The sequence below is a fragment of the Porphyromonas gulae DSM 15663 genome (assembly GCF_000378065.1).
Classification (GTDB): domain Bacteria; phylum Bacteroidota; class Bacteroidia; order Bacteroidales; family Porphyromonadaceae; genus Porphyromonas; species Porphyromonas gulae.
Genome location: NZ_KB899178.1, coordinates 1 through 23,714, shown reverse-complemented (window position 1 = coordinate 23,714; position 23,714 = coordinate 1). Strand labels below are relative to the sequence as shown.

Below are 23,714 nucleotides of genomic sequence, written 5' to 3'. Positions count from 1 at the left end.
GTCTTGGTGTACTTCTTGTTCAGCAGGGTGCGGATACCTCGCCAATCAACACAAGCATTGATTTGGCGGAGAAAGGAGTGCTTCATCCGGTCGCGACACGAACCTGAGTATATACTTGTAGAAAGCCGGGAGCCGGTTCGGTTGGTTTAGTTGCCATGTTGATACAGTTAATTATGTGTAAATATGCTATTTATCAGTGATATATACAACAACCACAACCCCTAAAAGACGCAAAGTGCCGTGCAACGGTCTCTAAATTTCAATCAGAATTAACCTTTCCGGCAGCCGGCATTTTCTGTATATATCATCTAGCCCATCTTGTGAGGACTAATACATTCATATAAAAGCTATACTTTTGCCTTTGAAAAGACTGAAGTAACCGTTTCTTTCATGAAGACGGTGCAAGGGAATCCGGTGCAATTCCGGAGCTGAGCCCTCAGCTGTAATGCTTCGAAGTCACTTCTCCGAATGAGGAGCGATAGGGTGGATGGTCAATCGCGATGGTCACTGTAGTAAAGGGTAGCCCGCTATGGGAAGGCCGACCAAGACCCGATAAGGAGCTGAGCCAGAAGACCTGCTTGAGTAGATTTGTTCTAATAGAACTCCAGGGATTGAGGAGCGTTTAGAAAAGAAGTATGCTGTCGATTTATTGCTCGCCCTTGCTTATTTCATGGCTTAGGTAGGTTGAGCGCAATGAGTCATTCGGCAGTTTTCAGGGTTTTTCGGTTCCGATGGCCTTTTCTTTGCAGTATCCTTGTCCCGCTCTTATGTGACATTTTTAGTAACAGTTATGCGGACAAAAACTATCCTTTTTGCGATTATTTCTCTTATTGCTCTGTTGCCGTCTTCTTTGTTGGCTCAGAGCAAAGCCGTTTTAACCGGTAATGTGTCGGATGCCGAAACCGGAGAACCCCTTGCCGGTGCCCGAATCGAAGTCAAACACACCAATATAGTAGCCGGTGCCGATGCCGGCGGACATTTCGAGATCAAGAACCTGCCTGTGGGTCAGCATACTATTATCTGTTCGTTCGGCGGTTATGGACAGAAAGAGGAGGTGGTTGCCATCGAAGCCGGACAGACCAAAACGATCTCTTTCGCGCTGCGACTGCGCACAAACAACTTGGAGGAAGTCGTCGTTACCGGTACCGGTACACGTTATCGCTTGGCCGATGCGCCTGTGGCAACGGAAGTGCTGACGGCTAAGGAAATAGCTTCTTTCTCGGCTCCCACTTCCGAGACCTTATTGCAGGGACTGAGTCCTTCCTTTGACTTCGGCCCTAATCTGATGGGGTCTTTCATGCAGCTGAACGGCCTTAGCAGCAAGTATATCCTCGTTCTTATCGATGGTAAGCGCGTGTACGGCGACGTAGGCGGTCAGGCCGATTTGAGTCGTATATCTCCTGATCAGATCGAACGGATCGAGCTGGTGAAAGGGGCTTCGAGCTCGCTCTACGGATCCGATGCCATCGCAGGGGTAATCAATGTGATCACGAAGAAGAATACGAATCGGCTGAGTGCATACACCTCGCATCGCATATCGAAGTACAACGATAGGCAGACCAATACTTCGCTCGATATAAACATCGGTAAGCTGAGCAGCAATACCAACTATTTCTTCTACCATACAGATGGCTGGCAGAATAGTCCGCTCGAAATGAAAAAGAAGAAAGGATCCGGCGAACTGATCTTGGAGGAAACGTATAAGAAGACTTTCCGTGCGCAGGAAAATCAGGGCATAAGCCAATCGCTTTCCTATTATGCAACGAACAATCTGAGCTTTACGGGAAATGTACAGTACAACAAGCGTCAGATCTTCACTCCGACCTTTTCCGAGAAGAAGACCTACGATTTGGATTATCGTGCTTTGACCGCTTCGCTCGGTACCAACTATCTTTTCCCCAATGGACTGCATACACTTTCTTTCGATGCCGTCTATGATCGCTTCCGTTTTGGATATTTGTATCACGACAAGGACAGCAGCGAGAGCCTGATCAACAATCAAGGTCAGACCGAGCAACCGACATTCTTCCCGGGTCAGCTGCGCAAAAAAAACGATCAGATCCGATACACGATGGAGGCTCGCGGTATCTTTACACTGCCTTATGCGCAGAAACTGACCGGCGGTTTGGAGTATTTCCGTGAGGAATTGATCTCTCCCTATAATCTGATTACCGACAAGGCAGACGCTTCCACACTCTCTGCTTATGTGCAGGACGAATGGAAACCGCTCGATTGGTTCAATATGACAGCTGGTTTTCGTCTGGTACACCATCAGGAGTTCGGTACACGAATGACGCCTAAGGTGTCCATGCTCGCCAAGTATGGGCCGCTGAACTTCCGCGCTACGTATGCCAACGGCTATAAGACTCCCACGCTGAAAGAGCTTTTTGCTCGGAACGAACTCAGCACCATGGGTTCGCACAATCTCTATCTCGGCAATGCCGACCTTAAGCCTCAGATGTCGGACTATTATGCTTTGGGCTTGGAGTACAATCAAGGCCCTATCTCACTCAGTGCGACGGTTTATGACAATGAACTTCGCAATCTGATTGCCTATGTGGATATACCGACCTTGCCGGAGCACGCAGCTCAGGGAATCAAGAAAACCAAACAGTATACCAACGTAGGAAAAGCCCGCAGCCGAGGACTTGATGTCCTGTGCGATGCCTCTATCGGCTGGGGCATCAAGCTGGGAGCCGGATACAGCCTCGTGGAAGCTAAGAATCTGGAGACGAATGAGTGGCTGGAAGGAGCTGCTCGCCATCGTGCCAATGTGCATGCCGATTGGGCACACTACTGGGGTAAGTACAGACTCGGCCTGAGCCTCTTCGGCCGTATCCAGAGCGAGCGTTTCTACAAAGACGGCAATGCTCCGGACTATACCTTGTGGCGACTCTCCACCTCACATCGTTTCACCCATTTCCGTCACATCATACTGGACGGAACGCTGGGTATAGACAATCTCTTCGACTATGTGGACGATCGCCCTATGGGTGTCAATTATGCTACGGTAACGCCGGGGCGTACTTTCTTTGCTCAGATAGCGATTCGATTCAATAACTAATGTCTCACAAATTAATTAACAACAGTGATGAGAAGACTGATTTTAGCGACTTTGGGACTTATGGCTATTGCCATGCTCTCTTGTTCGAACAACAACAAGGATTTGGAGAACAAAGGAGAGGCAACTCTTTTGGTGACGTTCGGTAGCTCCTATAAAGCTCCGCGCGAAACCTATGCGAAGATCGAGAAGACTTTTGCCGCAGCTTATCCCGATCAAAAGATAAGCTGGACATATACGTCTTCTATTATCCGAAAGATACTGGCTCAGCAGGGTATCTATATCGATGCTCCGGATGAGGCTTTGGAGAAATTGGCCCGTCTGGGTTATAAGAAGATCAATGTGCAGAGTCTTCATGTGATTTCCGGTAGAGAATATGATGAGATGCTCGACTTTGTCAATAAGTTCAAGGCAGCACATACCGACATTACGGTGAAGATAGGGACTCCACTCTTCGATACTGATGAAGATATGCGCGAGGTGGCAGAGATCTTGCACAAGCGTTTTCAGCAGACAATAGAGAAAGGGGAAGCTGTCGTATTCATGGGACACGGTACCGAGCATGCTGCCAATGACAGATATGGTCGTATCAATAAGATCATGAAGAACTATAGCAAGTTTATGATCGTCGGAACCGTCGAGTCCGATCCTTCCATCGAAGATGTTATTGCCGAACTGAAAGAAACCGGTGCCACGGCCGTAACAATGATGCCGCTGATGAGTGTGGCAGGCGACCATGCTACGAATGATATGGCCGGAGATGAGGACGATAGCTGGAAGACGTTGCTGACCAATGCTGGCTACACGGTCTCTATAGACAAGCTGGACAATGGCAATTTTTCAGCTCTTGGAGATATAGAAGAGATCCGTAATATCTGGCTCAAGCATATGAAAGCCGCCTCTGCTCGCTAAGGACGGGCGGATATGCAATGAGACGATCAAGCAATTAAGTCTACGAGAGCACTTATCGAGAAAAAGGACTTGCCGATTTCTCGATGAGTGCTCTTTCTTTTCCACCCAAACAAACCGATGAGACGATATTCTGTCACACTCTTTTTGTCGGCTATTCTCTTTCTGATAGCGGCCGGCTGCAATCGTACCCGTACCCAAGAGCAAAAGGCAACCTCCTCCATATCCTCCGATAGCCTGCGCCCACGGTATGCAGAGGGTTTCCGCCTTGATGCCGGCGAAGGATGTTATCTTCTTTCCATCGAAGATCCGCAGCAGGAGTCGCACAAGGAATATCGCTTCGCTTTGGTACCGAAAGGGACTCATCCGGCCATTCCTGAAGGATATACAGCCGTGACGATACCGGTAGAGAGGGTGGTGTGTATGACTACGCTCCAGCTTTCCAATTTTATTGCTCTGGAAGCACAGCCCTTGGTGGCAGGAATATCCAGTACCAGATATTTGAGGGACTCTGTCATGAAGGCACAGCTCCAAGACGGTCGCACGCAGAAAATAGGTATCGAGGGAAATTTCGATCGCGAGGTAGTCATGTCGTTGCAGCCGGATTTGATCCTGATTTCCCCTTTCAAGCGTGGGGGATACGATGTGTTGGAGCAGGTATCCGTACCCTTGATACCCCATTTAGGCTATAAAGAGCTGACGCCTCTCGGTCAGGCAGAGTGGGTGAAGCTCATCGGCCTTCTTACGGGACAGTACGACAAGGCTTGTCGTTTCTTTTCGGAGATAGAAACGTGCTACCATGCTTTGACCGGATATGCCGATGAAGTGACCGATCGGCCGATCGTCTTTAGCGGAGAGATGCGCGGAGGCAACTGGTACGCCGTCGGGGGCAAGAGCTATCTGGCACAGCAGATACGCGATGCCGGAGGCGAGTATTTCCTGAAAGACGATCAGCGATCCGGCGGTGTCTCTCTCGACTTCGAGACGGTCTACAGCCGATCCGATTCGGCTCGCTACTGGCGAATCCTCAACAGCTATCCCGGGAAGTTCGGCTACGAAGCATTGAAAGCCGAAGACAGCCGATATGCCGACTTCAGGGCATTCAAGGAAAAAGGCGTGATCTACTGCAACCTGAGAGAAACAGCCTTCTACGAACTCATGCCCATGCATCCCGATTGGGTGCTGGCCGATCTTATCGCTATCTTGCACCCCGGACTGCTTCCCGACCACCAACCGCATTTCTATTATTTGCTCCGATGACATCCGTCAGCCACTTACGTACAATATCTGTCGCAGGTATTCTGGCCGCGCTGGGAGGAGCCGTACTCATTCTCTTCGGGGTCAATCTCTTCCTCGGCTCGGTGGCTATTCCGATGAGCGAGATCTTCCGACATCTTTTTTCGGATCGTCCCGAAGGAGGAGAAGCACTCGTGCACTACAATATCCTGTGGAAGTCCCGCCTGCCCGAAGCTCTCACGGCTGCTTTTGCCGGTGCAGGCCTGTCCGTTAGCGGCTTGCAGATGCAGACCGTCTTTCGCAATCCTTTGGCCGGGCCGTCCGTTCTCGGCATCAGCTCCGGAGCCAGCTTGGGCGTTGCTTTGGTCGTCCTGCTGAGCGGCTCGCTCGGAGGAGTGGCATTGAGCAGCCTGGGCTATATGGGCGAGGTAGCCATGAACATAGCCGCTGCAGTAGGTTCGCTGGCCGTGATGGGGCTGATCGTTTTTGTCAGCACCAAGGTGCGCAGCCACGTTACGCTGCTCATTATCGGCGTTATGATCGGATATGTGGCCACTGCCGTCATCGGGGTATTCAAGTTTTTCAGTATCGAAGAGGATATTCGGGCATACGTAATTTGGGGTTTGGGCAGCTTTTCCCGTGCCACGGATTCGCAGCTGAGTTTCTTTGTCATCCTGATGTTGATCTTCATTCCGGCCGGCATGCTCCTTGTCAAGCAGTTGAATCTCTTATTGCTGGGAGAAAGCTACGCGCGCAATCTGGGCCTCAATACTCGTCGGGCACGGCTGCTCGTGATCTCTTCCGCCGGGCTGCTGATCGCTGCCGTCACAGCCTATTGCGGTCCTATCGGCTTTTTGGGGATGGCCGTGCCACACTTGGCACGCGTTATCTTTCACACATCAGATCATCGGATCCTGATGCCTGCTACCTGTTTGATCGGAAGTGCTCTGGCCCTTTTCTGCAATATCATTGCCCGTATGCCGGGATTTGAGGGAGCTTTGCCCGTCAATTCCGTAACGGCTTTGGTGGGAGCACCTATTATCGTCACCGTATTGTTCCGGCGCAGACGCTTCAAGGAAGAAACCGACTGAGACCAACGGCCTCCGCAATCCCCATCCGCAAACGTTATTATCAATGGAGAAATCAATAGAGCTGAGCCGGCTTGCTATCGGGTATCGAACCAAATCCGGAGACCGCATCGTGGCATCCGGCGTGGAAGCTCATCTCCATGCCGGACAATTGACCGCTCTGCTCGGTGTGAACGGTGCCGGCAAGAGTACGCTCATGCGCACGATGGCAGGATTCATGAAGCCCCTGTCTGGGCAAATACATCTACTGGGGCGGTCACTGGATAGCTATAAAGAGATAGAAATAGCCAAGCGTATAGGCGTAGTGCTGACCGATAATTGCCGGATTGCCGGGATGACGGCAGGCGAACTCGTCGCATTGGGGCGTAGCCCTTATACCGGATTCTGGGGCAGATTGCAGAAAGGGGACAGAAAGCTCGTGGCAGAAGCCGTAGAACGTGTGGGAATCGCTCCGCTGATCAATCGCGAACTGACTACGCTCAGCGATGGGGAGAGGCAAAAAGTAGTCATCGCAAAAGCCTTGGCACAGCAGACACCGATCATCTTCCTCGACGAACCGACGGCCTTCCTCGACTATCCCAGCAAGATGGAACTGCTGCGCCTCCTTCGCAGCCTGGCCCACGATACCGGTAGGACTATCTTCCTCTCCACTCATGATCTCGATGCCATCTTGCCCATGGCCGATCGCATTTGGCTGCTGGACAAGGAGCGTCCTTTCCGTGAGGGTACGCCGGCATCTTTGGCCTCTGCGCTCGAAGATTATTTCGGCTATGCCCATTCTTCCCCCACATTCGAGCCGGTATAGCATGCTCTCCGGTGTATAATCCGATAGCTCTCCACCCCCTGATCAAAGCTATTCGGACAGCCCGATCCTCCCTCTTCTCTTCCCTCTTTCGGCTATAATGCACCGATGGATAGTTCCTTTCGGTATAGAAATTCATGTCGTTTGGCCTGCCGTCGTGTATGCAAGGCCGACTTATATCACAAGAGCCATGTCTGTAAAATGGAAAAAGAGTGTGCCAAAACGTCCCGTCCTGACACACCCTTTTTTCAGGTTTGCCACAGTAGTCAATCAGTATTATATCTTTTTCCGAAAGATCGGACTGTGGGCGGATATATAGCCTGCCCCGAATACTTTTGCTGATAATACCGGACGGCTACTGTGACAAACCGTCAAGCATTACGGGAGATCTCTGTCCCGAAGTGCTTATCGATCACATGCCGGTCGCTACAATCCGCCACCCTGCGAACCCTGTTCGCCACCACCGTTCGGCGGTGTAGGGCTGTCGGGCGTATTCGTCTGTGAAGAGGCGTTGCCTGCCGCATCTTTCGGATTCTTCACGTAGACGAACCGTAGATTGGGGTCGATCAGCGTCACGTTGGTAGTGTGAGTGGACTGATTCACCCGTTTCTCCGGATAGAAAGCCACACGGATGCTGTTGAACTGACGAGGCGATACATCCTCTTTCTTCTCCACACCCTTGCCGCGTGCGTTGGCTGTGATCCGGAAGGAGCCTACTCCGTCCAACACCACACGCGCCCCTGTGGAGAGATAGTCCCGCAGCACGAGTCCCAAGTCATGCAGGATGCCATGTACATCCCCCTCGGATGCACCCGAACGTGCAGCAAGTTCGCGTGCTACTCTTTTGGTATCGATGACGCGGCCCGAAGCCACAGTCTGAGGATACCACACTCTTTTGCCATCTTTATTGGCAACTTTTGATTGCTTGGATACATATCCAATCATAATTAAAATAGATTAAAAAGTTATGGCCGCAATATCGCGGCGCACAAAAGTGTATCGTTTTTTCTTTACGGACAATAGCAGGGACCTTCATTGTTGAAAAGTTTTCCATAATTATTTTGTAATCCGCTGTGAATGAGTGTATTGCGTTTTATGCTTTTCGGCTAAAATTTTCCAAAAACTTTTCTTTTTAATCGGCATAAATCGGGCTAAAAAATCGGTCTGATCAAACTATATAGTTTGGCGAGACCAAACTATATAGTTTAGTTTTGCCAAAGTATATAGTTTGATTTCGGTCTTGTTTTAGCATGGTTTTTTCAGTCCCAAGAGAAGCCTCCGCCCCTTGTCCGAAACGCTCGGAACACCTCCCCCAATCCTGCATCCTATACCTTATATATATAGTGTCGAAATAGGGTACCCCGATAGAGGCCACCTTTCCTTTCGGTCTCAGCTTCCCCGATATATCTTACAGCCGCTCTCCAAGAAGAGTCCCCTACGAGGTCTATAGTACTGCTTGTGTCTTTAAGTGTTTGTTTGCTTTTTTTTCTGTAGCGGTAGTATGTAGATAAGATCTTTGTAATAAGTACGTTAAGGAATGATTTCGTGCAATTTTTTTGAAAAGTTGTTATATTTGAATCAAATTAAAAGATCAAATCAATGAAACTAAACGTAAAGAAAGGAGTAAGATGAATTTCAACGACATCGAGGAAATCAAAAAAGACGGTTTCAAGGGCCTCGAAAGTGTAAAAGACCTTCGCGAAAACAGTTCACGTATCCCCAAAAAGAAAGGTGTTTATCTTGTGTTGAAACCCCGAGATATGGATGTTAAATTCTTGGAAACAGGAACAGGCGGACACACCAAAGGTAATCCTAATGTGAGTATTGATAAACTTAAAGCCAAATGGATTGAGGATACGTTAGTACTTTATGTGGGCCAGACAGGAAGTAAATCAGAGGATCGCACATTATATGAAAGAATCGATGAGCTTCTGCGATTTGGACAAGGAGAGAATACAGGCCATTGGGGAGGGAGGTATTTGTGGCAAATTAATCATTCGGAAGAGCTTGTTATTTGTTGGAAAGAAATGAAGGATGAAGATCCGGAAGAAATTAAGAACCAACTTCTTTGGGATTTTGAATCGGAATATTCTAAATTGCCTTTTGCAAATCTTCAGCGACCAAGCGATAAATAATGATTGCATCGAAGTTGATCAAGCTGTCGTGTTTTACTGAGCAAACTTTTTGTCTGGTAGAAAAGAAATGTTGCTATTGTCCTTGTCATAAGTATCGAAAAAATAGAAGTAATTCCATAGAAAATTAAGATAAGTACATAGAAGAAAATAGAAATCGAAAAAACAACAGAAAAAAATGAATGAAGTACCTGTGATTAGAAAAGGACGCTTGAAGTCTTGTTGAAATGTAGCTTTTGAGGAGGATTTTTCGGTCAATAGGTCTAAAATAGTCGTGAAAGGAATAGAAGCCACCTTTGAGAAGTTGGAAGGATGGATGCCGAGAAAAAACACTACAAGCCATCGAGGCGAAAATTGAAGGTATAGCCGAAGAGAATCCGTACAACATGCGCAATGAATAGATCGTAGGCTAACGAACTTCAGAAGCAGTCAGAGTCCATAAAATAACAGGAATAAAGACTCTTTTCCTGTGCTAATTGAAAAGATTTAAAGGAATGAAAAATAAATCCTCATTCCCTCAGGGCTATCGCATTTGAAAGTTTATACTGTATCCTTGGCCTCTTTCTTCTATAATTTGGGACTCTAGCACATTAATTCGCACTTGTTTTAATAACCGAACGTAGCAATCGTTAGGTTTATAAGTGTGTTAACAGTTCAAATGCGATTGCCCTGCTCATTCCCTTTTTGTGTGCTATTTCATTTCGTATCTTTGTGTTATTGTTGGATATTGAACGTGATAGGTAAACAAATGAATCGAATCCAAGAAATGCTTGAGGAGAAAGGTGTCAAGCAAACATGGCCTGCTGAAAAATTCGGCAAGAGTTTCAGTATTGTCAATTCCGATATCTGCAATACGACGCCAACCAAGCCTCAAAACCCACTTCCAGATAGCAGAGATATTGGAAGTGGATATAAAGAATTTAATCAAGAAGGCAAAACAGTAAGTCGTTTTTTTATCAATAGTGAAAAATTATGAGTATAGAGGAAATCCACGAAAATGAGGATATAGAAATAGAGGATACCTCATCAGGACAGGATGGGACAATTACCCACCCCTTTAATCCCAATGATATTGAAATTGAGACTCCTCCCTTTACTGTTGGATATTTGATTGACAGAATGGAGCATGGTGAAATCAATATGAACACCGACTTTCAAAGAGAAGGTAATTTGTGGACAGAGGAACAGCAAAGTAGATTGATCGAATCTGTTTTGTTAGGATTACCACTGCCTGCCTTTTATTTTGATACAGCAAACAAACAGTGGGACATTATTGATGGTCTTCAGAGGTGTTGCGCCATAGAAAATTTCTGTGTCAAAAAAGCACTTAGGTTGCAAAGCTTAGAGTTTTTAGCGGAAAAAGATGGTAAAAAGTATTTAGAGGGGCTTGGGTTTGATGATTTAGACAGAGAGCTACAGCGTAGTATTATTACTCGTCCGATTACCATTAATTTGATAAAAAAAGCCCCTAGAAGTATTCGGTTTATTTTATTTAAACGTCTCAATACTGGGGGATTAGAGCTCAAACCACAAGAAATACGTAATGCTGTATATCAAGGATATGCCGCTGACACCATAAAAAACATGGCAAAATTACAAGAGTTTGTTCAGGCTACAGGTAAAAGAATACCAACAAAAAGGATGGAAGACAGAGATTTTGTTAGCCGTTTTGTTGCATTTTACTTGATTGATTATTCAGAATATCAACCTGGCCTAGATGACTTTATTAATTCTAGTATGGAATTGCTGGAAAAAAAAGAAGCTCAATTGATAGAGCGCGATTTTAAGGCGTCTCTGAATTTAGCTTACGAAATATTTCGAGAAGATGCTTTCAGAAAAAGGACTGATTCAAGGGAAAAACGACGACCTATAAACAAGGCTTATTTTGAAGTAATTACAGTTCTATTCGCAAAACTTTCAGATCAAAATAAAAGAGAGTTATTAAATCATAAAGATCTCTTCAAAGAGAACCTCATGACTTTGATGTCAAATGATAGATATAGTAATTCTCTATCAAGAGGAACAGGGACAAAAGATAGCGTTAATATTCGCTTTTCATGGTTTCAACAGGTTTTAAATAAAAGTATTGAAGGTGTAAAAATTAAAATTAGCAATGATAACAAGATTGAAGATATCCGACTTTAAGGCTCATCACAATACGGATCTTCCGTTTGCTCCTTTAACCCTGCTTACAGGAATTAATAGTTCTGGGAAATCATCTATCCTTCAAGCTCTATTACTGCTACGTCAAAGCTTTAAAAAAAATAGACTAGAGAAAGGATTAGATCTCAATGCACCTCTATGCGATATAGGGAAAGCAAAAGATGCATTGTATCGTGCCAGCAAAAGTGAAATAATTTCTTTCACAATAGAAACTGATGAAACTTTTACATTCTCATTCAATACTAAAAACAAGTATGAGGACACCTTTATACCCGCTGATGAGCCAATAAGATTGTCAGATAGCTGGCGAGAGTTTCCCTTGTTTACAAATGACTTCCAATATCTAAGTTCCTCTCGATGGGCTAACTTGAATCAATACCCGATTGATACATACGCAGTCGAAACAGAGAGACAACTTTCTTTGGAATATGGTCAAGGAGAATTAGTAGGACACTTTCTTTCCTTTTATGGGGAAAACAGAGACTTTGATATTACATCAGATCTCTTATTACATCCCTCAACCACCAGTAGAAAACTTTTAGATCAAACGATTGCTTGGGAACGAGAAATAAGTCCGCGTATCACAATACATCCTATTCAAAAAGAAGATAATATAAGTATTGCATATGGTTATCGGAGCGAAAGAGAAGGTAGCAGACCCTTGGAAAACTTACAATCAAAAAATGTAGGGTATGGTATATCCTACTCCTTATCTATCGTAGTAGCACTGCTCTCTGCGAAGCCTGGAGCTCTTCTTCTTATAGAGAACCCCGAAGCCCACCTTCATCCAAGAGGACAATCGAAGCTTGCAGAATTAATAGCATTAGTTGCTCAAAGTGGAGTACAAGTGGTAGTAGAGACGCACAGTGATCATTTATTTAATGGGGTGCTTAAGGCGGTGGCTCAAAATAGAATAGAAAGAGGAAAGGTAAAAGTGCATTTTCTGGAGTTGGACGATGCCAATGTATCGATACATACCGAAATTGATTTCTCTGAAAACGGTAGAATCTTAAATCCTAGAAAAGGTTTTTTCGACCAGTTTGACGATGACTTGGATGCTTTACTTGGCTTAGAATTAAAAAGCTATGGACATACTTCTGAATGAGCTTTCGTTATCAAGTCAATACGCCTCTAGGGAAATATTTGTAGAAGAAATACTCCCATCTTTAATAGAGGTCCTTGATGAAATACAAAACCTTTTCAATGCTACTATTTACAAGAGCGAACAATTTTATTTATCAAAAGTTACAAAAACAGATACTATACATAGTATTCTTGTTGGAAATTTGTCAAGACAATACCCGGGTTTAAAAAAGATCAAGCGACAATTCGTCTCGCCCTTATTTGCTGAACCTTATTGGGAAAATACTCGTCTGCACTCGGCAAATTGCATTTATATATACAGAGGAAACAATGTTTGTAACCAATCCGTTGCAGAAGCTTGTGAGCGAGATAAGATAATAGTCTCATTCAGAGATAGTGACCTGTTTGGAGAAAGAACACTCTCTATTTTAGAGAATGGTACTGCAGAGATTGTTCTTGACAACCTCTTCAATGTGGGACATTTCTCAAATGTTTTACATCAGAGAGGAATTATATGTCAGTTCTCTCTAAAAGATGGCACTCGCTTTCAAAAAGACGGAAGAATTGTTCAAGGGCAAAATGTTTATAGGGAAATTGGTACGGGTTATTATTGGTATTTAGACAATTTGCATAAGAACCATTATGAGGTGTTTGACAAAAATGGGCAACATATTGGAACTGCAAATATGGATGGAGTTATAGATCCTGGTAAGAAAGTAAATGGGAGAACCCTACAATGATGTTTTTGTCGAGACAAGTATCTCACAAAAGCGTCCTATTCCCGTAAGTGTACTTCGGGAAGAAGCGGTTTCCAAGTATCCATATTGGGCTACCCGAGGGTTATTGATGAATTCTATCATGCACAAGGACTTCGAGGGGAATGCACCTATTCAGTTTTATGAGTACGACGACCGGACCGTATCGAGATTCAAAACCCTGGTGGATTATATGGCAAGGTCAATCCTGATAATTTCCCAAATGTGAGCGATTATTGCGACCCCTTTATTGCTGAAGCAATGAAAGTATTGGGCTATGTAAACCGATTTAGCCGTGGAGCCTATCGAGTTCAGAAGGAGTTGAAAGAAAACGGTAACGAGCAAGCCTCTTTTGATTTTTCATTGCTTACGGCTTTTCGAGTAGTTGAGAATGTTTCTCAAAAATACTTTGAGGAAAGCTTTGGAGGAGAAACATCCAAAACTACCCAAGAAAGGATTTTAGCAGCTATTCTGGCAAAGCCAGAAATTACTCAAAAGAGTTCTCGATCTATCGGTATTACACTTGATGGCAGGGCTATCGCATTTGAAAGTTTATACTGCATACTTGGCCTCTTTGTTGTAAATCAGTATGTATTTATTTGAAGAAAAGATGTAATAGAAAAAATGAATGAAGTACCTGTGATTAGAAAAGGAAGCTTGAAGTCTTATTGGAATACAGCTTTTAGAGGAGGCTTTTTTCTCGGATTATTTGTGTTCCTGGCCGCATTGACAAAGCAGAACTTGTTGAACTCCTTGCTCTTCGGCTTGATGATTTGGGTCTTTGTCATTGTACTATGGATCGGTGTAGGATTTACTTCCGAAGAATACTACAAGCGCAAGAAGCAAATAAAGAAGTTGATGTCAGATCAGTATGCTTTTCTGGATCTGCATGGCTTTACGTTGCATGAAGATCTCTATTTCGAGGGTATATATGAAGGCTTCTTCTTTAGAGTTTGCCCTGCGACCGAGTATATCAAGAAAGGATATGCAGGCAAAAAAGCTGTTGAGTATGTAATAATCGAATCCTTTTACAGATTTGCTTCAGAATCGACAGATGCAGAGCGAGAGGCGAAAATGTCCGGAGAATATAATTTTGGCGATGTTCATTTCGAAAATCAATGTGCCGGATTTGTGCCTAAAGATTGGGAAAATCCTGATTTCAAAGCAAACTTCGATGCTCTGATAGCCATATTCAAACGTGAAGGCCTTCTCCCGATAACGAAAGAAGATTGGGAGAGTATTTTCGGACAGCATTTGAAGAAAGCTAAAGACGCAAACAAGAAGAATCCTCAAAGATAAGGCAGTCAGCCCGGAAGAAAAAGAACTGTAACTGAATTGAAGTCAGCTTGTTGATGGAGTTTAAGAGGGAACTATTCATGCCGGTATCGATAGCAGAGATCAGTTTTTATCTTGTCCCAAAGAGGAGATTTACGATTCTATATTATCTTTTCAAAACGTTAAATAAACGTAAATGTGCATGTTTTTGCCCTGAATAATATGTTGTTTAGCATAAAGTATTATATTTGTAGTGTGTTTTTCATGGTATTAGATTTTAAGGTTAATTGGAGAGCGAGCCGTCGTGAGACGTTTCGCTCTCGTATTTTTTATGCAGGTCTTTATCGGTTGTAACCTTGTCTTTTACAGCACCTTTTTGTCCCTTTAAGAGAGTTTCCCTAATCGGTTGGAACCGTTGGTGATAGGAGTGAAAATAAAATAGGCCCCCCTTTGTAAGCAAGGAGAGCCTATCTTTCGAATGGCCTTTGTCGTTAGAGCTTTATCGGTGCAAAGGATAAAGCTTTCTTCTTTGTCTCTTTCAGACTCAGATCATTTTTCAAACAGCAGCGATCAGTCGAGCAAAGATCGCTCCCATCTTTTCGGATGCGGCATTGGCTGCACGGATCACATCTTGCTCATCATTGACGAAGTCGTCGGCAAAGTGGTAGCCTTCATTCGTGATTACGGACATTCCGAAAACGCGAATACCCGTATGGCGTGCTACGATTACTTCCGGTACCGTACTCATACCGATGGCATCGCCACCCACTTGTCCCCAGAACTTGTATTCGGCAGGCGTTTCGTAGGAAGGGCCTGTAAGACCCACATACACACCTTCTTTGACCGGGATATTCAGTTCTTGAGCTATGCCTTTGGCTTTAGCGATGAACTCTCGGTCATAAGCTCGTGTCATATCCGGGAAGCGAACGCCGAACATATCCATATTAGGCCCGATCAACGGATTGGGCAGGTTGTTGATATGATCGCGAATGATCATCAGGTCTCCCACCTGGAAGGAGGTGTTGATGCCACCGGCAGCATTCGACACGAAAAGATTTTCTATGCCCAATAGCTTCATAACCCTGATGGGGAACGTCACCTGATCCATCGAATATCCTTCGTAATAATGGAAGCGACCCTGCATGGCAACGACAGGAGTGCCGCCTAAGATCCCTCCGATGATATTACCCTTGTGCCCTACAGCCGTAGCCTGAGCGAAATGCGGTATCTCGTGGTAGGGGATGACGGTCTTGTCTTCGATTTTCTCGGCCAGTTCACCTAAGCCGCTACCCAGTATTATAGCCGTTTTGGCATCGCCCGGCAGACGAGAGGACAGGAAAGATGCTGCCTCGTGGTAATGCTGTTCTTGGAGTTTCATTATGTGATATGTTTATATTTTCATTCGTGTTTTTTGTGGGCCTTGGCCATCAGTCTGTATGCTGCCTCGGCAGCACCTGCCAATATGGCTTCCTCTCCGGGTACTTTACGTCCGCGCATCAGGATCTTCCCATCTACAATAGTCGTATCCACTGCACTGCCGTTGGCAGAATAAACCAAGTTGGATATGAAGTTGTGGCAGGGAGTCATCTCCGGAATGTCCAGACGTACCAGACACAGATCTGCCAAGCGTCCCGGAGCTATGACTCCGGCATCCGTTCCCATGATTCTGGCTCCATCTATTGTAGCACTTTCGTATATATCCGTTGCTTTCACTGCCGTAGCATCCGAACGCCAGGCTTTGCCGAGAAAGGCGGCCAGCTTCATGGCAATGACCATATCCAAATTGTTGGAGGAGGAGCATCCATCGGTACCAAGTCCTATGACTATTCCGCGCTTGCGCATCTCGTCATAGTGGAAGCGATAGCCGGAAGCTAATTTCATATTCGATGCAGGATTGTGTACCACCTTACAGCCGTGAGCGGCCAGCAAGTCCATTTCCTCATCATCCAGCCAGATGCTATGAGCCAAGATTAACCGGGGCGATAGTACACCCAGTTTGTGTAGATACCTGACGGGAGTGGTACCGAACTTGGCGATGCAGTCCCGGACTTCTCCTTCTGTCTCGGACAGGTGTAGGTGTATCAGCACATTTTTCTCATTCGCAAAGCAATGGCAGAATTGTAATTGCTCTCCGCTTACGGTATAAATGGCATGAGGCCCTACGGAAAATTGGATCCTGTCGCTATAGGAGTGGAATTCTTCGTGCAGACTGTAGCAACGCTCTCGGTCAATACGGGCACGTTCCTGATCTCCTCTGTCGAAGAGCGTGGACGACAGTACGGCACGTAATCCCATCTCCTCCACAGCTCGTGCTGTGGCAAGGGTATGAGCATACATATCGAGGAAAGCTGTCGTGCCGCTCTTGATCATCTCCAGACAGGCCAATTTCGAACCCCAGTAGACATCTTCCTCTGTCATCTGTGCTTCCACCGGCCATATCCAGTTCTCAAGCCAATCCATCAGTCTCAGGTCATCGCCGTAGCCCCGGAAGATAGTCATGGCCGAATGGGTATGACAGTTTTGCAACCCGGGTATAACGGCCATGGAAGAGGCATCTATAATTTCATCGGCATGACAGCCAATCGCCGGAGCAACCTCCACAATACGGTTGCCCTCGATCCTAATATCCTGACGGATACCTTCCAGCACTGCCTGTTTTATCAATATGCCCAATGCAGTATTCTTTTAATGAAAGAGGGTGCAACAGGATTTCCTTTCGCCCTGTATGCACCCTCTACGGTTTTTTCTTACTTGTATATGCGGTAGAACTCGGCTACCGATTCGATTCCCTTACGGAAGATGTCCAGCGGCATATTCTCGTTCGGCGAGTGAATGGCGTTGCTTTCCAATCCGAATCCCATCAGCACGGTTTTCAGTCCCAATACTTTCTCGAACGTAGCAATGATAGGAATGCTACCACCCCGACGAACGGCAAGCGGTCGTTTGCCGAAAGCGATGGTACATGCCTCTTCGGCTGCTTTATAGGCCGGTAAATCGATAGGGCAGAGGTATGCTTCCCCTCCATGCAGAGGAGTCACCTTCACTTTGATATGCTTAGGTGCCACCGACCGGATGTAGTCGATGAACATTTGGGATATTTTCTCGTGATCCTGATTGGCCACCAATCGTGACGATACTTTGGCGTAAGCCTTCGAAGGCAATACCGTTTTGGCACCTTCTCCCGTATAGCCACCCCAGATGCCGCAAACGTCGAATGACGGGCGACAGCTGTTCCGCTCGAGTGTGCTGTATCCGACTTCCCCAAATACGGCGTCTATGTCCAGTGCCTGGCAGTATTTTTCTTCGGAGAAAGGTACCTGTGCGATCATTCGACGCTCTTCATCCGATAGCGGTACTACATCATCGTAGAAATGGGGGATCGTGATACGGCCGTTCTCGTCCACGATGCCTGCAATGAGTTTGCATAGCTCGTTTATCGGATTGGCCACGGCACCTCCGAAGTGTCCGGAGTGCAAATCCCTGTTGGGGCCGGTCACCTCCATTTCCCAATATGCCAGTCCGCGCAGACCGGTCGTCAGTGATGGGGTCTCGGCACTTACCATGCTCGTATCGGATACGATGATCACATCCGCCGATAGCATCTCCTTGTGTGCGCGGCAGAATGCTTCCAGATTGGTAGAGCCTATCTCCTCCTCACCTTCGAAGAGGAACTTCACATTGCACTGTACCAAACCCAGAGCCAAAGCCGTCTCGAATCCTTTCACCTGGATCATGCCCTGCCCTTTGTCATCGTCGGCTCCGCGCGCCCAGATATGGCCGTCACGGATTACCGGCTCGAACGGTTCGCTCTTCCAAAGCTCCAAAGGCTCGGGAGGCATCACGTCGTAATGTGCATAGACGAGTATGGTTTTGGCTTTCGGGTCTATTATTCGTTCCGCATAGACGACCGGATTGCCCGGTGTCTGGAATACTTCTGCTTTCTGTGCCCCTACCTGTAGGAGATGGTCGCGCCAGTGTTCGGCACAACGCTGCATATCGGGTTTATGTTCGCTTTTTGCACTCACCGAGGGGATGCGAATCAGGGCAAAAAGATCTTCCAGAAAGCGTGCCTCATTTTCGCGGATATAGTCTCTGATATTCATGATTATGATTGATTTTTCGTTCCCGTCAAAGATAGGAACTTTTCATATACATTTGCACAAACTAATTAATAGCCGGTTTATAACCCTATCCGATTCGGGATTATTAATGGCCAAAGATTTTAGGATTTTGCCTCATCGGTAGTCATTTTCTAATTATGAAGAGGGTAGTGTGTACAGCCGACTCATAGCATAGAAAGTCTCTCTTCACATAGGATTATGGACACAATAGTTCTTTGGCTCCGCGAAGTTTTCCTCGAGCCGTCGGTTACGCAGACGATCATTATCCTCAGTCTCGTATGTGCTTTGGGCTTGCAGTTGGGCAAGCTTCGTATCGGCACTATCTCGCTTGGCATCACTTTCGTCTTTTTTGTCGGGATTTTGGCTTCTCATTTCGGCGTTACTACCGATCCCGTGATGCTCGCTTTTGCGCAGAACTTCGGCCTTGTAATCTTTGTCTATGCGCTGGGTTTGCAGGTAGGCCCGTCTTTTTTCCCTTCGCTCAAGAAGGGGGGGATTGCCCAAAATCTTATCTCCTTGGGATTAGTCCTGGTCACATTCCTCCTGTGCATCCTCCTTTATTATATCCTTGGCATTTCCATGCCCAATCTGATGGGTATCGTGGCCGGTGCCACTACCAATACTCCTGCTTTGGGTGCAGCCCAAACGACCCTCCATCAGATCAATCCCGATGCCACGGCCGAAATGGCCGAGATGGCTTTGGCCTGTGCCGTCACTTATCCTTTGGGCGTTGTGGGTGTGATCATTGCGTTGGCTTTGCTGAAAGTTATGATGCCGAAGGTCGAGGAACGAGACGATTCGGAGGCTCCCAAAGCTTTCTTCTCCGAGTATGAAATCTGCAATCCTGCTTTGGATGGCAAGAGCGTCCGCGAAGTGGCACTCCTGCTCAAGCGTCCTTTCGTTATTACACGGGTCTGGCACAACGGTAAAGTCGAGATCCCTACCTCCGATATGATCCTCTATCTGGGCGATCATATCCTCGCTGTCTCCGGTGAAGAGGATACCTCACAGCTCGAAATACTCTTCGGCAGGAGGGAAATGAAAGATTGGAACCGCCCCGACATAGACTGGAACAGTGTGGACAAGCAGCTCGTATCACGCAGGCTGGTAATAACTCGTCCTAAGCTCAACGGCTTACGCCTCGGCATGCTGAAAATCCGCAACCTGTATGGCGTCAATATCAGCCGTGTAGACAGAGCCGGAGTCGAATTGCTGCCGGATAGAGATCTTCATCTGCAGTTGGGCGACCGCCTGACTGTCGTTGGCGAAGGTAAGGCGGTAGAGCGCGTGGCCGAGATTTTGGGTGATGAAGTCAAACAGTTGGACAATCCCCATTTGACTACTCTGTTCGGAGGCCTTGTCCTTGGATGTGTTTTCGGCATGATTCCTTTCTATCTGCCCGGTGTCAGCATGCCTATCAAGTTGGGATTAGCCGGTGGCCCTATCATTATCGGTATTCTGATGGGAGCATTCGGGCCACGCTTCCACCTGACCACCTATGTAACCAACAGTGCCAATCTACTCCTGCGCCAATTCGGTATCATCCTCTATCTCGGAGGACTTGGATTGGCCAGTGGAGCCAATTTCTTCGACACCATTGTCCACGGGGATGGTCTGCTTTGGGTCGGAGTGGGCTTTTTGATTACGATGCTTCCTACGCTATTGGTCGGTTGGGCTTCTATCAAGTTGCTTCGCAACAGGTACGATGGTACCGCTGGTATGATATGCGGAAGTACAGCCAATCCGATGGCTCTCGACTATGTGAATAGTCAGCTCAAAGGTGACGGAGCTTCTGTGGCATACGCCACCGTGTATCCGCTTTCGATGTTCGTCCGCATCATCTTCGCACAAATCATGATCCTCATCTTTGCGTAGGCTCGCCTTTCTCCTTTGTATCGGAAGAATTTGTTTGGTAAGATAGGTGTTTCCTGTTTTCTGGAGCAGTATAAATTAGAATCTTGCGTTTCATCTTATAATCTTCCATCCGGATCTTTTTGTCCTTAATTGATTCTCCATTTGGAAACGTTATTTCAAATGTATTTTCATCGTATTCGTACAATGCTGCGGATGGGATTATATATACGGCTTCGGGCGCATTATCAGACCATCCGAAGCCGAAAAGATAAAACAGATGCTTGACTCGGTATCTCGTCTTGTTAGCACGGAAATATTTTTCGTATTTCTCGGCATCACTCTTAGGAATGAAGAAATTTACTGTGCTGCGCCATTTGCATTCTACGGCGATAAGCTCTCCGGGAAGGTATTTTTTACTCTCGTTGCTGATGCACTCCAGCAGTAAATCCGGGGCTGAGGAGGATACCGGATAGTATCCATTGACATACTTATCTCCTCGCCATTCCAACAATCTCCAAAAAGGAGGAGTACCACCTGTGCCCGACATACCATTACCATCTTTGCTGATATTGGAATGCATTACAACCCATTCTTCGAATCGGTCTCCGTAGTATTTATGCTTCGTTCTTTGTTTGAAGTACTGCAATGCTTCTTTGAGTTCACCAATAAGTCGGTTCAATATCTCCATAGTATATTCAAGAAAATGCGATGTTATAGAATGTGTTGCATATTTATTCGTTGCCTCTGTCAGAATAACTTCTGTCTCTTAGCTGATTTCGATCGGAATTTGAAATGCAATTAAGAAATTCTTTTTTTTTGTGTAAGTTTTTAATTTTATGTGTACTGTTATTATGGTTCTGATTTGGCTATTCTAATACATTCTTCTCGTGATTCTTCTATTATTTGAATTTTAGCCGGATTGTTTGAGAGGTTAAGTAGGGGTAGATGTTTTTTTATTAAACATTTTTCCATGGAACGGAGTACATCTTCCTCCAGCTCTACCCAATTTACGGCCAGATTATTTATTATCCATTTTATGATTTTTTGTTCATCTCTTTTTGGAAATCTGTAATTCTTCTGGTTCTTTTTCCCAACTAATGATCCTTTTTCCGGCCTATAACCCAGTAATGCACCTAAGCTCCTGAAAAAAGTTCCATGTCCCTTTGCAAAAAGTTCTTGCTCTAATCGCTCTTTTAGGTTTTTAGCAATGCCAAAATAAAGAATGTTGTGATTCCTCTCTGACAGGATTTCATTAAATCGTTCTGGGAGCCTATTTTTGTCTTTGATTTGTATACAGTATATGCCGGATGATTGAGGTGCAGATGATATGTCAATGCCTTTGTCAAGTTTAATTTTTAGTTGGTCTAGCAGCTCTTTTTCAACTAATGTTATATTTTTTCTGTGGATCTGCTTTGTATTTTTAGGAGCTTTTGATACTTCTTTTGATGAGGATTGTTGTGTTCTATTTCTATTAACTAGAGAAATTTCTTCGCCTTTGCAATGGAAGATCTCTGGATGTTTGCTTGCTCTCGCTGAAATTTGCTTTGGGCTAATTTCTGAACAGTCATTTTTCTGATACCACTTGTTTTTATTTAATTCTTCTGCGATTTCATCTTTTGTCATACCTCCTCCAGCCTCTCTGAGTAATTTTTCCATTGCTTCGTGTAGTGTCATATGCCTTTTGTTAATAGGTTCTATTTTGAATTTTTTTGCCATGTTTTAGCGTGAATAAGTTTTTTTTATTTTCTTTAACTAAATAGTTGTCATCCTAACCCAGAGTATACTCAATTACCTTGAGCTTTAACCTAAGATAAAGTTGATTTTACTTGTAATCAGCTTATTTATTTTGCGAATATACTTATTTTAAGAGAATGAAATCCGCTGATTGATTGTTTATGAGTCAAATCTGAATCTATACAAAGGGTGCGCCGGATCTTTCGGATCGACGCACTCCTTTCGTTGTTTAGTCTTGTGGATTGTCTATTGGTACCCGGATCGTAGTCGGATTAGAGTCCTCCTCCGCCTGATCCCTGGTCGCCACCACCGGTTTGAGAGCTGCTATTGCCGGTGTCGGATGAAGCTGCCGGCGGAAGCGGCTTGCCGTACTCGGCGAACTTCAGATCCGGAGCGATCAGCGTACAATCTCGTTCGCGAGTGACCGTATTGTAACGACACTCGGCCCTGAAATTGACCCGAACGGAGTTGAATTGGGAGGCTTTCACGTCCTCTTTCTTCTCCACTCCCGATCCTTTGGCCTGTGCAATGAGACGGAAACAGCCGATGCCGTCGAGCTTGATCTTCTTGCCCGAAGCCAATTCCCTACGCATGACGATGCCCAAATCGCGCAGGATACCGAATACATCGCCTCGGCTGGCTCCCGAAAGTTCTGAGATTTGTTCTGCGATGTGCAGGGTGGAGGCAGTGCTGCCGTTGATGACTGTCTGCGGATACCACAGCTTCTTACCTGTTGCCTTGTGGGCAATACAGGATTGTCTTCTTTTGAAGAATAACATAATAATTGAAAGAATTAAAATTTAATAATACGGACTTTTTCTGTCCATTAATTTAATAATAGCAATCGAGAGATCGATTCGGCGCCATCCTCTTCTCTCTGTTTGCACTGCAAAGATAAGGATAAAGAATCCGATCGTCCAAATGTTTTGCGGGAAAAAGTTTTCAACAACGAAGGGTGCTTTACGCTTTATATATAAAACGGATTCTGTGTTTCTTCGATAAAGGCTTTGTAGCACTTTAGTTTCGCGCAAAAGCAAGGCTGAAATCCGATTATTCGGAGCTCTCGGAATGATTTATATATAAAGCGTTTTTGATTTGTATATAAATCGATTTCCATTTATATATAAATCGTTTTCATTTTATATATAAATCGAAAACGTTTTATATATAGATCGTCAGCCATTCGATGGGGGAAAGAAGCCGAAGACGTCTTTCATGGAAGCATAAAAAAGCAAAGCACCCGCCAAAGTTCCTGTCGAACTCCGAGCGGGTGCTTTGCTTTTTGTCGTGTGGGAGAGGTTCCCTTGTCAGCTTTATTCTTTTATTCTACCGATGTAGGAGCCGTCGCGGGTATCCACTTCGATGAGCTCTCCCTCCTGAATGAAGAGGGGTACGCGTACTTCTGCTCCCGTCTCCACGGTAGCGGGCTTCAGCGTGTTGGTGGCGGTGTCGCCCTTGAGTCCCGGCTCGGTGTAGGTCACGCGCAGCTTAACGTGCGGAG

At 45.6% G+C, this 23,714-nt stretch carries 18 protein-coding genes, 3 pseudogenes and 1 riboswitch; of the genes and pseudogenes, 13 read left to right on the top strand and 8 right to left on the bottom strand.

Annotation, left to right across the window (positions count from 1 at the left end):
- The first annotated feature begins 356 nt into the window (after positions 1-356).
- A riboswitch (cobalamin riboswitch) is annotated at positions 357-596 on the top strand.
- 194 nt (positions 597-790) lie between these two features.
- The 5 genes from F452_RS0109235 (at position 791) to F452_RS0109215 (ending at position 7,099) form a co-directional block, all read left to right on the top strand.
- Complete coding sequence (locus F452_RS0109235; protein WP_018965919.1) at positions 791-3,064, top strand: TonB-dependent receptor; 2,274 nt, start codon at positions 791-793, stop codon at positions 3,062-3,064.
- 27 nt (positions 3,065-3,091) lie between these two features.
- Entirely contained in the window at positions 3,092-3,973 is an 882-nt protein-coding gene (locus tag F452_RS0109230) for a sirohydrochlorin cobaltochelatase (protein ID WP_026292349.1), read from the top strand.
- Between the two features lie 117 nt (positions 3,974-4,090).
- The gene (locus tag F452_RS0109225) at positions 4,091-5,230 is read left to right on the top strand and encodes an ABC transporter substrate-binding protein (protein WP_018965917.1); all 1,140 of its coding nucleotides are present in this window, start codon (positions 4,091-4,093) and stop codon (positions 5,228-5,230) included.
- The gene (locus tag F452_RS0109220; protein ID WP_018965916.1) at positions 5,227-6,297 is read left to right on the top strand and encodes an iron ABC transporter permease; all 1,071 of its coding nucleotides are present in this window, start codon (positions 5,227-5,229) and stop codon (positions 6,295-6,297) included. The genes F452_RS0109225 and F452_RS0109220 overlap by 4 nt, the downstream gene beginning before the upstream one ends.
- Positions 6,298-6,340: 43 nt before the next feature.
- Entirely contained in the window at positions 6,341-7,099 is a 759-nt protein-coding gene (locus F452_RS0109215) for an ABC transporter ATP-binding protein (protein ID WP_018965915.1), read from the top strand.
- 423 nt (positions 7,100-7,522) lie between these two features.
- Here F452_RS0109215 and F452_RS0109205 read toward each other — a convergent pair whose 3' ends face one another.
- Positions 7,523-8,041, bottom strand: coding sequence for an HU family DNA-binding protein (locus F452_RS0109205; RefSeq protein WP_005874030.1), 519 nt, complete (start codon positions 8,039-8,041; stop codon positions 7,523-7,525).
- A 683-nt stretch (positions 8,042-8,724) separates the two neighbouring features.
- Here F452_RS0109205 and F452_RS0109200 point away from each other — a divergent pair.
- The 7 genes and pseudogenes from F452_RS0109200 to F452_RS0109160 all read left to right on the top strand — a co-directional run bounded on the left by F452_RS0109200 (position 8,725) and on the right by F452_RS0109160 (position 14,528).
- Positions 8,725-9,231 (top strand): hypothetical protein, encoded by a 507-nt coding sequence (locus tag F452_RS0109200; protein ID WP_018965912.1) that lies wholly within the window; start codon positions 8,725-8,727, stop codon positions 9,229-9,231.
- A gap of 745 nt (positions 9,232-9,976) precedes the next feature.
- Positions 9,977-10,172 (top strand): annotated as a pseudogene (locus F452_RS10915) (transcriptional regulator).
- Positions 10,173-10,200: 28 nt separating this feature from the next.
- On the top strand, positions 10,201-11,373 hold the full coding sequence (locus tag F452_RS0109185; protein WP_018965910.1) for a DUF262 domain-containing protein: 1,173 nt from the start codon (positions 10,201-10,203) through the stop codon (positions 11,371-11,373).
- The gene (locus F452_RS0109180) at positions 11,342-12,496 is read left to right on the top strand and encodes an AAA family ATPase (protein ID WP_018965909.1); all 1,155 of its coding nucleotides are present in this window, start codon (positions 11,342-11,344) and stop codon (positions 12,494-12,496) included. The genes F452_RS0109185 and F452_RS0109180 overlap by 32 nt, the downstream gene beginning before the upstream one ends.
- On the top strand, positions 12,477-13,214 hold the full coding sequence (locus F452_RS11165; RefSeq protein WP_018965908.1) for a hypothetical protein: 738 nt from the start codon (positions 12,477-12,479) through the stop codon (positions 13,212-13,214). The genes F452_RS0109180 and F452_RS11165 overlap by 20 nt, the downstream gene beginning before the upstream one ends.
- A pseudogene (locus F452_RS12450) lies at positions 13,204-13,745 on the top strand (ATP-binding protein); the annotation flags it as partial. The gene F452_RS11165 and the pseudogene F452_RS12450, both read left to right, overlap by 11 nt.
- A gap of 228 nt (positions 13,746-13,973) precedes the next feature.
- Positions 13,974-14,528: a hypothetical protein gene (locus F452_RS0109160; protein ID WP_244263774.1), complete on the top strand. Its 555-nt coding sequence runs from the start codon at positions 13,974-13,976 to the stop codon at positions 14,526-14,528.
- A 532-nt stretch (positions 14,529-15,060) separates the two neighbouring features.
- On the opposite strand, the gene F452_RS0109155 is transcribed toward F452_RS0109160, so the two are convergent.
- The 3 genes from F452_RS0109155 to F452_RS0109145 form a co-directional block, all read right to left on the bottom strand.
- Positions 15,061-15,882: a purine nucleoside phosphorylase I, inosine and guanosine-specific gene (locus F452_RS0109155; protein WP_018965906.1), complete on the bottom strand. Its 822-nt coding sequence runs from the start codon at positions 15,880-15,882 to the stop codon at positions 15,061-15,063.
- A gap of 20 nt (positions 15,883-15,902) precedes the next feature.
- Positions 15,903-17,177: an amidohydrolase gene (locus F452_RS0109150; RefSeq protein ID WP_018965905.1), complete on the bottom strand. Its 1,275-nt coding sequence runs from the start codon at positions 17,175-17,177 to the stop codon at positions 15,903-15,905.
- Positions 17,178-17,251: 74 nt separating this feature from the next.
- Complete coding sequence (locus F452_RS0109145; protein WP_018965904.1) at positions 17,252-18,607, bottom strand: dipeptidase; 1,356 nt, start codon at positions 18,605-18,607, stop codon at positions 17,252-17,254.
- 216 nt (positions 18,608-18,823) lie between these two features.
- On the opposite strand from F452_RS0109145, the gene F452_RS0109140 reads away from it, so the two are divergent.
- Positions 18,824-20,500 (top strand): putative transporter, encoded by a 1,677-nt coding sequence (locus F452_RS0109140; RefSeq protein ID WP_018965903.1) that lies wholly within the window; start codon positions 18,824-18,826, stop codon positions 20,498-20,500.
- Here the strand turns inward: F452_RS0109140 and F452_RS10905 are convergent.
- From F452_RS10905 to F452_RS0109120, 4 genes and pseudogenes are all read right to left on the bottom strand, one after another.
- Positions 20,487-21,167 carry a hypothetical protein gene (locus tag F452_RS10905; RefSeq protein WP_018965902.1) on the bottom strand — a complete coding sequence of 227 codons (681 nt, stop codon included), beginning with the start codon at positions 21,165-21,167 and terminating at the stop codon, positions 20,487-20,489. The two genes, F452_RS0109140 and F452_RS10905, sit on opposite strands and share 14 nt — an antisense overlap.
- A gap of 161 nt (positions 21,168-21,328) precedes the next feature.
- Positions 21,329-22,195, bottom strand: coding sequence for a GIY-YIG nuclease family protein (locus tag F452_RS0109130; RefSeq protein WP_018965901.1), 867 nt, complete (start codon positions 22,193-22,195; stop codon positions 21,329-21,331).
- Positions 22,196-22,485: 290 nt separating this feature from the next.
- Positions 22,486-22,992, bottom strand: coding sequence for an HU family DNA-binding protein (locus F452_RS0109125; protein ID WP_018965900.1), 507 nt, complete (start codon positions 22,990-22,992; stop codon positions 22,486-22,488).
- A 534-nt stretch (positions 22,993-23,526) separates the two neighbouring features.
- Positions 23,527-23,714: pseudogene (locus tag F452_RS0109120) on the bottom strand (elongation factor P); the annotation flags it as partial.